At 55.9% G+C, this 15,885-nt stretch carries 9 protein-coding genes and 2 pseudogenes; 4 read left to right on the top strand and 7 right to left on the bottom strand.

All coding sequences use genetic code 11. The features are described from left to right. Positions 1–18: 18 nt before the first annotated feature. The gene (locus MKZ35_RS19900; RefSeq protein ID WP_482514979.1) at positions 19–1,635 is read left to right on the top strand and encodes a hypothetical protein; all 1,617 of its coding nucleotides are present in this window, start codon (positions 19–21) and stop codon (positions 1,633–1,635) included. 84 nt (positions 1,636–1,719) lie between these two features. On the opposite strand, the gene MKZ35_RS19895 is transcribed toward MKZ35_RS19900, so the two are convergent. The 5 genes from MKZ35_RS19895 to MKZ35_RS19875 form a co-directional block, all read right to left on the bottom strand. Beyond that, entirely contained in the window at positions 1,720–2,130 is a 411-nt protein-coding gene (locus MKZ35_RS19895) for a hypothetical protein (protein ID WP_482514978.1), read from the bottom strand. Positions 2,131–2,177: 47 nt separating this feature from the next. Next, positions 2,178–2,300: a hypothetical protein gene (locus MKZ35_RS19890; protein ID WP_482514977.1), complete on the bottom strand. Its 123-nt coding sequence runs from the start codon at positions 2,298–2,300 to the stop codon at positions 2,178–2,180. A 259-nt stretch (positions 2,301–2,559) separates the two neighbouring features. Further along, a complete protein-coding gene (locus tag MKZ35_RS19885) occupies positions 2,560–4,041 on the bottom strand; it encodes an exonuclease domain-containing protein (RefSeq protein ID WP_482514976.1) in 1,482 nt (493 codons plus the stop codon). Between the two features lie 458 nt (positions 4,042–4,499). Next, positions 4,500–4,964 (bottom strand): ferritin-like domain-containing protein, encoded by a 465-nt coding sequence (locus tag MKZ35_RS19880; RefSeq protein ID WP_482514975.1) that lies wholly within the window; start codon positions 4,962–4,964, stop codon positions 4,500–4,502. 157 nt (positions 4,965–5,121) lie between these two features. Next, the gene (locus tag MKZ35_RS19875; protein WP_482514974.1) at positions 5,122–6,297 is read right to left on the bottom strand and encodes an AI-2E family transporter; all 1,176 of its coding nucleotides are present in this window, start codon (positions 6,295–6,297) and stop codon (positions 5,122–5,124) included. 241 nt (positions 6,298–6,538) lie between these two features. On the opposite strand from MKZ35_RS19875, the pseudogene MKZ35_RS19870 reads away from it, so the two are divergent. Then, positions 6,539–8,472 (top strand): annotated as a pseudogene (locus MKZ35_RS19870) (DNA topoisomerase IV subunit B). An 85-nt stretch (positions 8,473–8,557) separates the two neighbouring features. Here MKZ35_RS19870 and MKZ35_RS19865 read toward each other — a convergent pair. Further along, positions 8,558–9,709: a HEAT repeat domain-containing protein gene (locus MKZ35_RS19865; RefSeq protein WP_482514973.1), complete on the bottom strand. Its 1,152-nt coding sequence runs from the start codon at positions 9,707–9,709 to the stop codon at positions 8,558–8,560. Then, positions 9,694–11,031: a M1 family metallopeptidase gene (locus MKZ35_RS19860; protein WP_482514972.1), complete on the bottom strand. Its 1,338-nt coding sequence runs from the start codon at positions 11,029–11,031 to the stop codon at positions 9,694–9,696. The genes MKZ35_RS19865 and MKZ35_RS19860 overlap by 16 nt, the downstream gene beginning before the upstream one ends. An 846-nt stretch (positions 11,032–11,877) precedes the next feature. Here MKZ35_RS19860 and MKZ35_RS19855 point away from each other — a divergent pair. Next, positions 11,878–14,603: pseudogene (locus MKZ35_RS19855) on the top strand (DNA gyrase/topoisomerase IV subunit A). A 498-nt stretch (positions 14,604–15,101) separates the two neighbouring features. Then, positions 15,102–15,851, top strand: coding sequence for a tetratricopeptide repeat protein (locus tag MKZ35_RS19850; RefSeq protein WP_482514971.1), 750 nt, complete (start codon positions 15,102–15,104; stop codon positions 15,849–15,851). The last annotated feature ends 34 nt before the right edge of the window (positions 15,852–15,885 follow it).

Genomic DNA, 15,885 nt, shown 5'->3' with positions numbered 1-15,885 from the left:
GCGCTACTCCTGCTACCTGTGAACTTGCTACTGAAAGCCTTCCGGTCTGGCCGCTTACTGGGATTAGGTACTAGCTGGCTGGTGCTGGCCGCGTGCTCTGCCCGTGAGGTGCCGGCCGGTTCGCTGCCCGTCATTGGCCCCGACTCGACGGTGAGTGCGGCGGCCGGTCCGCAGTACCAGCGCGGCGCTGTGCATCAGTTTTTCTGGGGCGAGCACTACCGCCGCGAATGGGCCACGCCAGTGAAAGCGCCCGTGTTCAACCTGCGTACGGCGGTGCCCGGCGGGTTGCGGCCCCTGCAGGCGGGGGGCAGTTTTCAAACCAAAAACCTGCGCCTCGTCGATTCGGCTGGCATCGAGTACGTACTGCGCACGGTGGATAAAGATGCTACCAAGGCTCTGCCCCCCAGCCTGCAAAAAGGCCCCATTGGTCGCCTGATGAAGGACCAGACCAGCGTTATTCAGCCGTACGGGGCGTATATCGTGCCGCGGCTGGCGCGGGCGGCGGGCGTGTATCATGCCAATCCGCGCCTGGTGTGGCTGCCGGCTGATTCCGCGCTGGGGCCGTTTCGGGAGGAGTTTGGCAATGCGCTGTATCTGTTTGAGGAGCGCCCCGATGGCAACCAGATTAACAGCCCAAACTTCGGCAATTCTTCATTGGTTGAGAGCTCCCGGAAGGCATTTACTTCTCTTTATGTCACGCACAACTACCGCGTCGATGCGCGCCATTACTTACGGTCGCGGCTGTTTGATATGTGGCTGGGCGACTGGAGCCGGCGCGAGGACCAGTGGCGCTGGGCCAGCTTTCCGGGGCCGGGCGGCACGGTTACGTATCGGGGCATCCCGCGTGACCGGGACCACGCCTTTTTTAAGTTCGATGATGGCCTGATGACGCGGCTAATCAGCTGGTTTAAGCCCAACTACCAGACGTTCAAAGAAAACATTCGCCTCCAGGATGTGGAAGGGCTCAACAAAGCCGCCCGGCCCATGGATAAGTCGCTGCTGGCTTATTTATCGGCCGAGGACTTCCGCCAAATCGCGGACTCCTTGCGCCTGCGCCTCCCCGACGTGGCTATCAAAGAGGCCGTGGGCGTGTGGCCGCCCCAGATCTATGCCTTGTCGGGGGCGGAGTTTGAGCACAAGCTACGCAGCCGGCGGGAGCAGCTGCCGGCCGTGGCCGCCAAATTCTACGAGCTGTTGGCCCGCGACGTCGAACTCCCCGGCACCGACCAACCGGAGCGCTTTCTGATAGAGGCAGTGGCGCCGGGTGAGGTGCGCATCAGCGTGCTGGCCCGCCGGTTGGCGATGGCGGATAGCCTGCTGAACCAACGCACGTTTAAAGCCAGCGAAACCCGCACCATCAAGCTCCTCGGGCTGGGCGGCAACGATGTGTTTGAGCTGCGCGGCCTGCCTGACCCTGCTATTGCGATAAGCATCTACGACGGGGCCGGTCAGGACCTGGTCATCACCGGAAAAGCCCCCCAGACGGATTCAGATACGGATGTAACCATTTTCGACAGCGGCGATGGCAATCTTTTGCAGCTGCCGCCGGGTAGTAAAATCAAGGCAGAGGCGTATCAGCCGTTGGCCAACGAGTTCGACGCGGCCGGCTGGCTGTTGCGCCACCGCCTGTATTAGAGTGTGTGGACGGTAGCCATGGTATTGGTTTTTCAGCCCCGAAAACTGGTCATGCTTCGATCAGCGGGCGCCAGATGAAAGAAGCTAATTGGTGAGCCAGCGCACGGCAGCGCCTTCATCAACGAACAGGTGCAGGTCGTAGGGGCGGCTGGGAGCTAGGGCCGCTTGCACGCCGGGCTGTAAGGTGGCGTCGGTGCGAAGCAATTCTTCGCGGGAGGGCGAGATGAGGTAGGCGATGCGCGGGCGGGCCGGAGCCAGGGCCGCCACGGCGCGGGGCAGCCAGTCATGGGTTACCCAGCGGGCCGACTCGGGGGTGGGTAGCACGCGGCGGCGCACGTCCAGCAGCCAGCGCAGGGTGTGGTAGTGCTGGCTAGCAGCCAGCACCGCCTCGTAGTCGGCCTGGAGGCTGGCAAAAGGCGAATCGGTGAGCCAGCGCACCGTAAGCACGTCTAAATCGGGGCGGTAAGTAATCTGGACGGAGGAAAGGTCGGGCATAAAGCAAAAAATGGAAGCGGAAACTCGACAGTATACGAGGGGGCAAGCTAAACGGGGGGCTTAGTTTTGCGGGGGGCTTTTTTGGGTGGCGGCAGCAGAGGCGCTTGCAACTGCCGGTACTGCTCAAACAGGAATTCGAGGCGGCTTAGCTCGGAAAGGGAGAGGGGCATGGGGTTTAGGTTTGCAACGGTGAACCTCACCCCCGGCCCCCTCTCCAAGGGGAGAGGGGAGCCAGGCGCTCGGCCTGCGCGGCTGCGTCGGCTACCGCCTCCGCAACCGCTACCTGCGATCAGTACTTCTTTTGTGAAAGCGGTAGAAGTCTTAGCCTAAGCTAAGGCTTCGCTGAACAGTTCGTCAGGCTCCCCTCTCCCCTAGGAGAGGGGGCCGGGAGGTGAGGCCTTCATTGAACCGAAGCCGGGGCCAACCCAATTACTTAAACACCTTCACCTTGTCCTTATGCTTGGTGCGCAGGTACTGCCGGATAATCTGCTGCACGTCCTTGTTGTCGCCGTAGGGCTTGATTACCTCCCGAAAATCAGCTAGCCGACGAGCCGAGAACTCGCCGTCCACGTAGCCGAAGCCCAGGTAGCGGCCGTTTTCGACCACCACAATCGACTTTTCATCTTCGCGCCGACCTTTACCGATAACCACGAAGGAGCCGTGCTCAAAGGTGAAGCTCTCGATGGCCTCGTCCACGCGCAGGTTGTACTCCTCCGGCGACTCCTGGCCCACGCAGGCCCCCTTGCAGCGGTGCACCTGGTAGTCGAAGCAGGCGCCCGGCGTTTTGTACAGGTCGCAGAGCTTCTGGCAAAGGTTGAACTTGGATACTTTATGAAACAGAAAGCCTTTGGCTTTAAACTGATTGGCCAGCGCAATGAGGGGCGTGGCGGGGTTGTCGGCGTCGGCGCGGCCGTAGTAGAGATGCTTGTAGCCCTGCGCGTCCTGGCGCAGATAAATGCCGGCCGGAAATATTGAGCGGCGCTGGGCGCGGTTGTAAAACGGCTTCATGCGCTTAATCTCCGCCGACTCGTAGAGCAATGCCACCAGCTCGGAGCCGGTCAGCTCCCAGGTAATGTCGGAGATGCTGTTCTTGAACTCCAGCGACTTGCGCGACTTATAATCGACGGCAAAGTGCTGCTGAATGCGCTTGTAGATATTGATGCTTTTGCCCACGTAAATCACCTCACCCTGCTCATTATGGAAGTAATAGACGCCGGCTTCCTGGGGCAGGGCGGCTACTTTCTCGGGGGTGATGTTGGGGGGCAAAAGCGCCGTCTTGATGGCTTCCTGCACGGCCGTTACGCGCCGGGCGCTGGGCTTTTTGGTAGCCACCGTCCGGCCGTTGGGTGCCAGTGCATCCACGGTAGCCAGGGTGTCGGCGGGGCTCAGCGTGGGGTTGGCCAAGGCCTCGTCTTGTTGCGAAATCTTGAGCAGGCGGTCAAAGAGAATGGCGGTAGCGGCGGCGTCGCCGGCGGCGCGGTGCCGGCTTTCCAGCGGAATACCGATGTTCTGGCACAGCTTGCCCAGACTGTAGCTCGGCTGACCCGGAATCAGCGAGCGGCTCAGGCGCACCGTGCACAACGTTTTGCGCGAATAATTGTAGCCTAAGTCCGCAAATTCCTTCTTCAGAAAAGAGTAGTCGAAGCGCACATTGTGGGCTACAAATACGCAGCCTTCCGTCATCTCAACCACTTTGCGCGCTACCTCATGGAAGCGGGGAGCATCGCGCACCATATCGTCGGTGATGCCGGTGAGCTGGGTAATGAAGAAGGGAATCGACCGGCCCGGATTGACCAGCGTCTCGTATTGGTCTACCACTTTGTCGCCATCATGAATGAATATGGCCAACTCGGTGATGCGGTCCTGCGTGGGCTGACCGCCGGTCGTTTCAAGGTCAATAATAGCGTACAAAGGCGGCGCGGATACGGGTTACTACTTGGCTAATTCTATTGGTAACAAAGATAAGCCTTACTAAGGTTGCAAAAGAAATTGTAGCACACCATGACACGATAGTAGCCGAACAGGCCAAGTAGCGTGAAGTGTGTCGCCTGCAGTTGTTAAAAAGGTGGTCATGCAGCACATAGGACGCAGCAAGCCAACGCCAAAGCATCTCGCGTGCGTCGTTGCAATAGAAAAGGGAGGTCATGCTGAGGAATCGAAGCATCTCTACTGGGTAGTAACCTCAACGGTACTGCAACAAAGCGGTAGAGATGCTTCGATTTCTCAGCATGACAGTTAGTTTGGCAACGACTGCACGCGAGATGCTTCGGCTCTGCCTCTGCATGACCGCCTGTTTATCAAAAATATTAACGCATAAAAAAGCCCCCAGATTCGTCTGGGGGGCTTTTTTAGGAATGATTAGAAGCCAATTAGCGCTTCATCGAAGTAATCTGGTTTTTGGCAGCCAGGATTTCGCCGTGCTGCTTCTGAATGATCGACTTGGCTTCTACGGGTAGGCCTTCTGCTTTCAGGGCTTGCTCGTAAGCTTCGAGAGCTACTTTGTCGCCGGTTTCGCACTCGCCTAAAATGGCGTTGTCGTCCTGGCCCGTGATGACCGATTTGATGTTGATCCAGCCACGGTGTACTGCGGCAGCGGCGTCGGTCGCCAAGCCTTGCACCGTAGTAGTATCTTCGGAATTAATGCCAAACTGCTTGGCTTGCTGCTTTAGCTCCGACGCGAACTTGGCGCGCTGCTGGCTGAACTGGCTCAGCTGAGATTTTACTTGAGGGTTAGTGGCACCTTCTGCCGCTTCCTGGTAGCCTTTGGCACCAGTTTCGTTGATTTCAACGAGGTCATTGTACGCGCGGGCAGTGTTATCGCTAATAGAAGCCATGAGTAGTTTGTTTTGTGGTTGTTGATCAGAAAGAAAGCTCAACCGCGGCAAGCGGTTGATCGGGAGTTTATACTACCAAATTGCCCCCCAGGTTACGTACGCTTTACTTAATGAGGAATGAAGAATAAGGAAATAGCAGGCGTCCTCATTCCTCATATTAAGATGTGCCCCGCACCCGCTGCCAAAGCCTGCCGAAAAAGCCCGGCTCGGCCTTCCGGTCTATTATGTCGTCGCCATCGGCCACATCACCCAGCAAAAAGCCGAACGGCTCGGTAGCTTTCGACGCGTCCAAAACCACTTTGATTACGGCTATCAAAGGAATGCTCAGGATGATACCCGGTGTGCCCCACAATTCGCCCCCCAGAATAAGGGCGATGATAGCAGCCATGGGGTTGATGCTCACTTTGGAGCCGGTAATCATGGGCGTAATAAAGTTGCCCTCCAGGAACTGCACGAATACAAACACGCCAACGACACCCAGCGCCTTAGCCGGCGAGCCCGTCTCGACCAGCGTAATCAGGGCCGGTAGAGCCGAGCCGATCAGGATACCGATGTAGGGAATGATGGTAAGAACGGAGGCAAAGACGGCGAAGAAAATGGCGAATTTGACGCCCAGCACCAGAAGGCCGATGGCATTAAGAATAGCCACAATCACGATAACCGTCATCAGCCCACTGATATAGGCCTGCACTACGGTCTGGATGCTGTCCACGGTGTGCAGCACCGACGTACGCTTCTCGGGGCTTACAAAGCGGAACATGAACTGCCGCATATGGTCGCGGTAGTACAGGAAGCAAAATATATAGATAGGTACCAGCGTGACGACGCTCAGCACGTCGGCCGTGGTGTTCAGAGTAGCGCCCAGGTAGCCGCCCGCGTCTTTCTTGGCGTTCTTGATAGAAGAGTCGATAAACTCGTCTTTGCTGATAGGCTCAATGCCAAAGCGCTGGCTCAGCATCTGCTGAATCTGGTCGAAATACTGCACCAAGCTGGCCTGCAGCTTGGGCAGCTCGGCCCTAAACTGCGTCATCTGGGAGCCAAACGCGAAAATAATGCCCGCCAACCCCACAATTACTAGCAGCAGACAAAAGAGAATTGCCAGCACCCTAGGCCAGCCCCACCGCTCAAAGCGCTGGCACAAAGGCAACAGCAGAATGGAAAAGAGGACCGCAAACGTAATGGGCAGCAACACATTGTCGAGCTTCCAGAGCACGAACACGAGCAGCGACAGACCAACGAGCAGAAAGGTATAATAAATGACGGGGGGCAATTTCACCTCGGCCGGAGTCGAGTTGGGTCGGGGGCCGTTAAAATGTTTAGAGGGGGAAAGCATTAGCTAAAAAAATTAGGAGGGCAGGGGAGGAGTAAAATCCGGTATCAGGGCAGTGAGCGTTGTTTTTGAAAGGAACTATGTAGGCAAAACGTTGGTTTTAATCAGGAATTTTACTAATATTTATGGCTAAAATCAGCGCGCCGGTCACACGAGCAGCAGTCTTGCGCCCTCCTACGGCTTACTGTTGAGAAAAGGTCAATTTTCTGCGTTATTTTACCTCAAATTTGATTACCTGGTTATTATGGCTGACGAACAACTTCCCATTGCCCCCCAACACGCGTACACCGAAGACAGTATCCGCTCCCTGGATTGGCGCGAGCACATCCGCTTACGGCCCGGTATGTACATCGGCAAGCTCGGCGACGGCTCGGCCTACGACGACGGTATTTATGTGCTCGTAAAGGAAGTTATTGATAATTCCATTGACGAGCACGTGATGGGCCACGGCCGCACCATCGACATTAAAATATCCGACCAGCGCGTGCAGGTGCGCGACTACGGCCGCGGCATTCCGCTGGGCAAAGTGGTAGATGTGGTCAGCAAAATCAACACCGGCGGTAAGTACGACTCCAAGGTTTTCCAAAAGTCCGTGGGCTTGAACGGCGTGGGTACTAAGGCCGTGAATGCGCTCAGCAGCTACTTTCTGGTGCAAAGCGTGCGCGAGGGCCTGATGAAGTCGGCGGAGTTTTCGCAGGGCAAACTGGTACAAGATTCCAAGCCCCAGAAAACGTCCCAGCGCAATGGAACGCTGATGGTGTTCCAACCCGATGACACGGTGTTCCGCAACTACCGCTTCATTCCGGAGTACTTGGAAAACCAGATCTGGAACTACGTGTATCTAAACGCGGGGCTCACCATCAACTTCAACGGTCAGAAATATTACTCCGAAAACGGCCTGCTCGACCTGCTCAGTCGCAAAGCCGATGCGGAGAGCCTGCGCTATCCCATCATCCACCTCAAGGCCCCCGACATCGAGTTGGCCCTGACCCACGGCAACGACTACGGCGAGGAATATTACTCCTTCGTAAACGGCCAGTACACCACCCAGGGCGGTACGCACCTAGCGGCCTTCCGCGAGGCGGTGGTGAAAACGGTGCGTGAGTTCTACGCCAAGACTAATAAAAGCAAGGAGTACGATGCCGCTGATATCAGAAGCAGTATTATTGCCGCCATTTCGGTGCGGGTGCAAGAACCGGTGTTTGAAAGCCAGACCAAAACCAAGCTTGGCTCCATCAACATGGGCGAGGACGGCCCTACGGTGCGCGGCTTCATTCAAGACTTCTTAAAAGAGCACCTCGACAACTATCTGCACAAAAATCAGGCAGTGGCCGATGCCCTGAAAAAGCGCATTGAGCAGAGCGAGCGGGAGCGTAAGGACATGGCGGGCGTGAAGAAGCTGGCCAACCAGCGCGCCAAAAAAGCCAACCTGCACAACCGCAAGCTCCGCGACTGCCGCTTCCACCTCGGCGAAGGCAAGCAGGAAGCCGAAGCCCTCACCACGCTCTTCATCACCGAGGGCGACTCCGCGTCGGGCTCCATCACCAAGAGCCGCAACGTAGAAACGGAGGCCGTGTTCAGCTTGCGCGGCAAGCCCTTGAACTGCTTTGGGTTGAAGAAAAAATCGTGTATGAGAACGAGGAACTGAACCTGCTCCAGCACGCGCTCAACATTGAAGAAGGCATCGAAAACCTGCGCTACAACCGCGTGGTTATCGCCACCGACGCCGACGTGGATGGTATGCACATTCGCCTGCTGCTGCTCACGTTCTTCCTGCAATTCTTCCCGGATTTGGTGCGTAACAACCACGTTTTCATTCTGGAAACGCCGCTGTTCCGCGTCCGCAACAAGAAAACGACCATCTATTGCTACAACGAGCAGGAAAAGCAGGCCGCCATGCGCCAGTTGGGCCGCAACCCCGAAGTAACGCGCTTCAAAGGCCTCGGCGAAATTAGCCCCGATGAGTTCGGCAAGTTCATTGGTGATAACATCAAACTGGAGCCCGTCATTCTGCAATCTGACCGCTCCATTCAGCAGGTCCTGACGTACTATATGGGCAAGAATACGCCCGCCCGCCAGGAATTTATCATTGACAATCTACGCCAGGAAAAGGACCTGATTACCTCCGATGTGCTTCCGGTAGAGGAAGTAGCCGAAGAGGACATGGCATTTGCCTAGAATAAACAGTAGCTCATACAGTATAAAAAAGCCCCCAGATTTACTCTGGGGGGCTTTTTTGCAGGAAACCAGCTTGGTGTCACCGCTACTTCGCGTCCTGAATCTCTTTTACCGCTGATTCGACCAGCCCTTTGGCCTGGGCTGCGGTTGGCCGGGCGGCCTGTTGCTGCTCTATCTGCCGCAGCCCACCGATGATTGGTTCAGCGACTCCATAGGCTTTGAACTTCACGGCCAGATCCTTCATGCGCGTAATACCTGCGGAAAGCGCCGCTGGATCTTCCAGACGCCCGAGCATAGACACAATACCGGGCAGCATATCGAGTTGCCCGTTTGGTTCGGCCGCATCGTACTTGCTCAACACCAAGGGCCACTGGGTTTGTCCGCCCGCCTGACCATACACCCTCACCAGCGCCGTGGTTAATGCGCCTTTGTTATCAGCCTCGAAAGCGGTAGCGCGGGCCAGCGCCTGCTTGGGTTCCAGTGGCAACAACGCTTGCAGCGCCGCTCCCTGCACCCGGTATGATTTGCTGTCTAGAGCTTCGGTAAACAGCTTAGCATAACGCTTTTCCTCCAGCGTACCGAGCGCCGTAAGCGCCGCCGCCCGCACCTGCACCGATGAGTCGGAGGCTGCGAGCTTGGCTAGTACTAGGGCCGCCGCCTTACGTTGGGGGGCATTCTTAAGGCCCAGGGATTCCACGGCCAATTGCCGTAGGAACGGTGATTTATCCTTCAGGCCGGCCAGCAGAATTTTTCGGGCCAGCGGGTCGGTAGCTTTGGCCTGGGCGGCAGCAAGGGCTTCGCGCCGGTCGAGGTAGTGAGGGGCGTGGCTGTATTGATAGGCGAATTCAGCTAATGATTTGTTATCCTGTTTTTGCCAGACCAGCACTTTAGCGGCGTCCACGTTGACAAGCTCGGGTTTGGTAGCGGCCGGAAAATACAGCGTATCTACGGCGTGCCGTAGGGTGGCAGGGTAGCGCTGCGCTTTGCCACCAGTATACAAATCCACCAGCAGCGGAAGATCAAAAAGCCCCCCAGCCTGCGTTTGGCGCACCACCACCGCTTGGCGCTTGCGGGCCGCATCCCATTGATAATCAATAGTGACAATAGGATGGCCGGCGCGGTAATACCATTGGTTGAAAAACCAGTTCAGATCCTGACCTGATACTTCTTCCAGCGCCAGCCGCAATTGGTGCGGCTCGCCCGTGCCGAATGCATGTTGTTTTAGGTAGCGCTGCAAGCCCGAAAGAACACCTCCTCGCCCAAGGTGGCGCGTAGCATGTTCAGAATGCTGCCGCCTTTCTGGTACGAAACGCCATCGAACATGTCCTCTTTATCGTCATACTGAAAGCGCACCAGCGGCTTCTCGTAATTGCTGGAGCCACCCCGTAGGTAGTTGCGCAAACTACGGTCGGCTTGGGCTGCGCCGGCATCGGGTCCGTAGGCGTGCTCAGCCCAGAGTACTTCGCTGAAGTTGGCGAACGACTCATTCATGGTCAGATTGCTCCAGCTTTCGGTCGTTACGAAGTCGCCAAACCAGTGGTGAAACAGCTCGTGGGCAATTTCGCGCTCCACGCCGGCATACTCCCAATCCAACAGCTCCCGTGTGGTGCCCTGGGCTTGCTCACCAAACAGGGAGGCGGTGGTGTTTTCCATGGCCCCATTCTCATAATCGCGGGCTACAATCTGAGCGTATTTATTCCACGGGTAATCTACCCCAAGCTTCTGGGAGAAGAACTCCAGCATCTGAGGCGTTTTGCCAAATATGGCGCGGGCTTGGGGGGCAAATTTTGGCTCCAGGTAGTAGCTTACTTCTTTGCCCCGCCACGTGTCTTTCGTAATCTTGAAGTCGCCAACGGCTAGCATAAAGAGATAGGGGGCGTGGGGCTGCTCCATCTTCCAGGTATCGGTGCGCAGACCCGCACCCGCTGCTTTTTGATTCACCAAGGCCCCATTGCTGAGTGTCACATACTTGCTAGGCACAGTCAAGCTGATTTCGGAGGTCGTTTTCTGGTTGGGCCGATCAATAGTCGGAAACCACACCGATGAGCCCTCCGTCTCACCCTGGGTCCAGATCTGCACGGGTTTGCCGGCAACGGCACTGTCGGGGTTGATGAAGTATAAGCCCTTTGCCTCCGAAATAGCGGCGCTGCCCTTCACTTTTGCCTCGTTGGGCTTGGCCGTATATTCAATGTAAATGGTATACGGAGTGCCGGGAGGCATTTTCTTGCCCAGGTTCACGCATAGGTTTCGCTCGTTGGCGTAGCGGTATTGTAGTGGTTGCTGGGTCGCGCCCATGACCAATGCCACCGTCTTGATGTCCATACCCTTGGCATCAAGCCGCAGCGAATCGGTGGGGTAGCCGTGGGGCTGCAGCGTCAGCCATTCCTTCCCGTATGCGTAGCGCTTCTTATAGTCGAATTGTAAGTCGAGCTTGGTATGAACCAGATCATTAACCCGGCGCTCCGTGGCGCGGTATGTAGTGGCAGATGGTTGCGCACTGGCAGCGGTAAGGCTAGCCAAAGTCAGCAGGACCGGCAGAGTTTTGTGGGTGAAATGCACAAGGAGTAGAATAGGAGAGGTGGGTGGCTAAGGCAAGTGAAGCGTATTTGCAAATATGCTTCCTTAGCGCTTCACTTATCCAGATGCTGCCTGTACTATCGGGGGTTGTCTGTGGCAGGCAACAATTTGTCCCCCGGCGCAGAAAAGTCGAGATAATGCTTGTTCGTTACTCCTGTTTGCGAGTGCGAACAGCGGACTGTTGTAGTAAGGATTGTGGTAACGACTTGGCTACAGAAAATTAGTTATAAACTGTATTCTATATTTAGCTAACTTAATTAGTATATTTTATGCGGTTTAGCAATTGTTGTTAGTGGCGAAAACTGGTTTAACGCTGCAGAAAGTTGAGTTCATGCTTGTGTTTAGCTAATATTATTGGGAACTTTATGGGCTTCGCTCGCATTACAAATATTGCGTTCTGCGCAGCTAACGGTACTTTTGATACGCACACTCGTAGCCGAACCAGCTGGTGCGCTGCTGATTTTCTTCGTAGCTTTTACTCAAATTCTATGAGTTGATCGATACATTCTTGCCTGTTGTCCATTTTCAGGCGTCTTTAGTGAAAAGCCTTTCAGCCCTTCGGCTGAAAGAGAGGTACAAGAACATTAACCGTGGCAAGCGCCACACCCCACTGTGTCAGAAGAGAAGAACCCCCAGGACCCGGATCAGGAAGAGCAGCCGAACCTATTTGGCGCCGGCGACTCCTTTGAGTTCGGGTCTACGGCCACGCCCGAGGATGCTGAGGCCGAATCGAAAAAGGAAACGGCAGAATTTGTGGTGAGTGCCTCCGGCGAGCTGCTGCTGTCCGAATCGTCCGACGACGTGCACGTCACGACCGAGCCCACGCCCGTGACGGAAGAAACGGAGGAGGAGCCTAAGTTTGCCCCCGGCGAAACCATTCACGACGTGGCCACCGTGGCCGGCATGTACCAGAACTGGTTTCTGGACTACGCCTCCTACGTGATTCTGGAGCGCGCCGTGCCCGCTATTGAGGATGGTCTCAAGCCCGTGCAACGCCGCATTCTGCACGCTATGAAGGAGATGGACGATGGTCGCTTTAATAAAGTAGCCAACGTCATTGGGCAAACCATGCAGTATCACCCCCACGGCGACGCCTCCATCGGCGACGCGATGGTGAACCTGGGGCAGAAGGATCTGCTGATCGAAACCCAGGGCAACTGGGGCGACATCCGCACCGGCGACGGCGCCGCGGCCCCGCGTTATATCGAGGCGCGCCTGTCCAAGTTCGCGCTCGATGTGGTGTTTAATCCTGACATCACCGACTGGCAGATGAGCTACGACGGCCGCAAACGCGAGCCCACTACGCTGCCCGTCAAGTTTCCATTGCTGCTGGCCCAGGGCGTCGAAGGTATTGCCGTCGGTTTGAGCACCAAGATTATGCCCCACAATTTCCGCGAGTTGTGCAAAGCCAGCATCGACGTGCTGCGGGGTCGTGACATTCAGCTATTTCCGGATTTCTCTACCGGCGGGCTTTGCGACATTACCAACTATAACTCCGGGCAGCGGGGGGCAAAAATCCGCCTGCGCGCCACCATTGAGAAGGCCGACAAAACCATGTTGGTCATTCGCGATATTCCCTACGGCACCACCACCACGGCGCTGATGGAAAGCATCGTGAAGGCATCGGAGGCCAATAAAATCAAGATCAAGAAGGTAGTCGACAACACAGCAGCGGAGGTCGAAATACAGGTGCATCTGCCCACCGGCGTATCGCCCGACCTCACCATGGATGCGCTGTACGCCTTCACGGATTGCGAAATCTCGATTTCGCCCAATACCTGCGTTATTATCGAGGACAAGCCGCGCTTCGTGGGCGTGGAGGATATGTTGCGCCTGAGCACCCAGAAAACGGTGCGGCTGCTGGAGCGTGAGCTGGAAATCCGCCAGGATGAGTTGCACGAAAAATGGCACTCGGCTTCACTGGAGAAAATATTCATTGAAAATCGCATTTACCGCAAGATTGAGGAATGCGAAACCTGGAATGAGATTCTGGAAACCATTGATGCCGGCCTGAAGAAGTTTGTGCGCCTGGAAGGGGAGAAGCTGAAGGCGAATGACACGCGGATTGTGCTGCGCCGCGCCATTACCGAGGACGATCTGACGCGTCTGACTGAAATCCGTATCAAGCGCATTTCCAAGTTCGACGGTTTCAAGGCCGACGAGTACATTCAGAAGCTGGAAGCGGAGTTGGCCGAAGTAGCCGACCACTTGGCCAACCTCACGCGCTATGCTATTGGGTACTTTGAAGGCTTACTGAAAAAATACGGTGCTGGCCGGGAGCGCAAAACCCAGCTCCGCACCTTCGACGTGGTTACGGCCCAGAAAGTAGCGGTAGCCAACCAGAAGCTCTACGTGAACCGCCAGGACGGCTTCGTCGGCTTCGGCTTGAAAAAGACGAGTTCATCTGTGACTGCTCTGACCTCGACGATATCATCGCCATCCGCCGCGATGGGTCGTTTATGGTGACGCGCATCGCGGAGAAAACCTTTGTTGGCAAGGATATCCTGCACGTGGGCGTGTACAACAAGAACGACGACCGGCTGGTGTACAACATGATGTACCAGGATGGCCCGTCGGGCGTGACCTACGCCAAGCGCTTCCTCGTGACAGGCATTACCCGCGACAAAACCTACGATCTGACCAAAGGGGGCAAAAATTCCAAGGTGCTTTACCTCACCGCCAACCCCAACTCCGAGTCGGAAATCGTGAGCATTCAACTCTCAGATAAGGCACCGGCGCGGGTAAAGCAGTTTGAGTTCGACTTCGCTGAATTGGCTATCAAAGGCAAAGGCTCGCAGGGCAACATCGTTACGAAGCAGCCCATTAAACGGATCAAGCAAGAGGCGCTCGGCGACTCAACTTTGGGCGGCCGTGAGATGTTCTTTGACAGTGTGGTGGGCCGCCTCAATACGGCCGGCCACGGTCGTTACCTGGGCACCTTCGACACCGATAATACGGTGCTGATAGTATATAAAGACGGCAGCTATGAGCTGAAGTCGCCCGACACGGCCCACCACTTCGATGTGCCCAACATCGTGCTGCTGCGTAAGCTGGAGCCTGACACGGTGCTCAGCGCCATGTATGTGGAAGGCGAGACGAAAGTACACTACGTGAAGCGCTTTAAGATTGAAACCACCACGCTGGAGAAGCGCTTCTTATTCATCTCAGAAAGCAAAAGCTCCAAGCTGTTGGTCGTTACGGCCAACCTGGAGCCGCTGGTCGAGCTGAAAATTCAGCGTGACAAGAAAGCCGACCGTGAAATCGAAAAGCTGCCGCTGCACACGTTTATTGATGTGAAAGGATGGAAAGCGGCTGGTAATAAGCTTACTTATTATAAGGTTCATTCGGTGGCGTTGCTTACCGATGAAGGTCCAGAGCCCGAGCGTCGCGCCGCTGCTAAGAAGCGCGGTCCGGCCACTATTCCGCGCCCCGCCGCGCCCGAGCCAGCCGCTCCGTTGCCTGAACTCACGGGGCCAGTGGAAGTGACGAATGAGGATGTAGAGCGAGCACAAGCTGTTTTGCGTCGCCCTAAGTCGCAGCTGAAATTATTTTAAGGCACAAAAAAGCCCCCCAGAATCTTTGCTTGTCCTTACCCAAAACTCAAAAGCCCTTCCGGCCATATGGTCGGAAGGGCTTTTTTGCGCGGTTGACTGACTGGTTCACTCCCATTTCAGGCTATTTCATCTGACGAAAAGGGCCCTTACTTTACTGCTGGGAAGTCAGAAAAAGATTTGGGTAAGAACAAGCAAAGATTCTGGGGGCTTTTTTGTGAACACTCTCAGCTGTTGACTACTACCCCGTGCGAACGGGTTCATGTCTGGTCAGCGTTATTCTCCGGGTTAGGTAGCATGCAGCTTTGCCAATTAAAATGCCCCCCAGTGCATTTAATCCGGTACGAATACCGTTAATAACGATAGAAAAGAAAGCCGGTTTTTGAACAGAGCTGAAAAACCGGCAGCTTAGTCCAAAATCTGCTCTTGTATATGTTGTCGCCCCGTATTTTCTGGCTAGTTTGGTTACTTAGCATATTACTGCTGAGTGGGCGAGGCGCTATGGCAGCCCCCACGCCAGTGCCCGATATTGGCAAGCTGCTGGCTGAAGCGCGGCTGCTCCAACGCAAATACCTTGATTCGGAGGCTTTAGCGAAGTATGAACAAGTATTGAACGAAGATGCCAAAAACTATGAAGCCCTCTGGCAAGCAGCCATACTGAGCGTCCGGATTGGCACACGCTACACCGACGAAACCCGGCGGTCGGCTTATTTCACCTCGGCCGGGCAATATGCCTATCGGGCTTTCGTGGCCAAATCGGATGGGGGAGAGGCCAACTACGCCGTGGCCCTCGCTCTTGTAAACCAAGCCACTTTGCTGCGGGCCCGCGGCCGTCTGCTGATGTACAAAGAAATGCAGCCATACGTATTTCGGTCTGTAGCACGCCGCCCCGATTGGGCTGATACTTGGCAGCTGCTAGGCCGCTGGCACTACCGCGTAGATCATTATAACGTGCTGGAACGGATATACAGCGAGCTGATCTTGGGTGGCATGCCCGGTGGCGCAAGTAGCAAAAAAGCTGTTGATGCTCTTAAACGAGCACACGAGCTTGACCCAAACCGCATAGAGTTTTGCTACGACCTTGCCCGCGTATATCAGAATCAGGGTCAGCTGGAGGAGGCCATCGCCGTGCTGGTTGAGTCGCAGAAACTGGAGCCGGTAACCAGTGAGGAACTGGAGGTGAGCCGCCGTTGTCGGAATTTATTACAGCAGCTAGCCCGCAAAAACCGCGGCGGCACAGAGTCAGCCTGATCGGGTCCCGACTGGTACCGGTCTCGATGTGGCC

The organism is Hymenobacter sp. R533113, assembly GCF_056835965.1.
The sequence above is the reverse complement of the archived record's forward strand: the minus strand, read 5'-3'. Positions and strand labels throughout refer to the sequence as shown.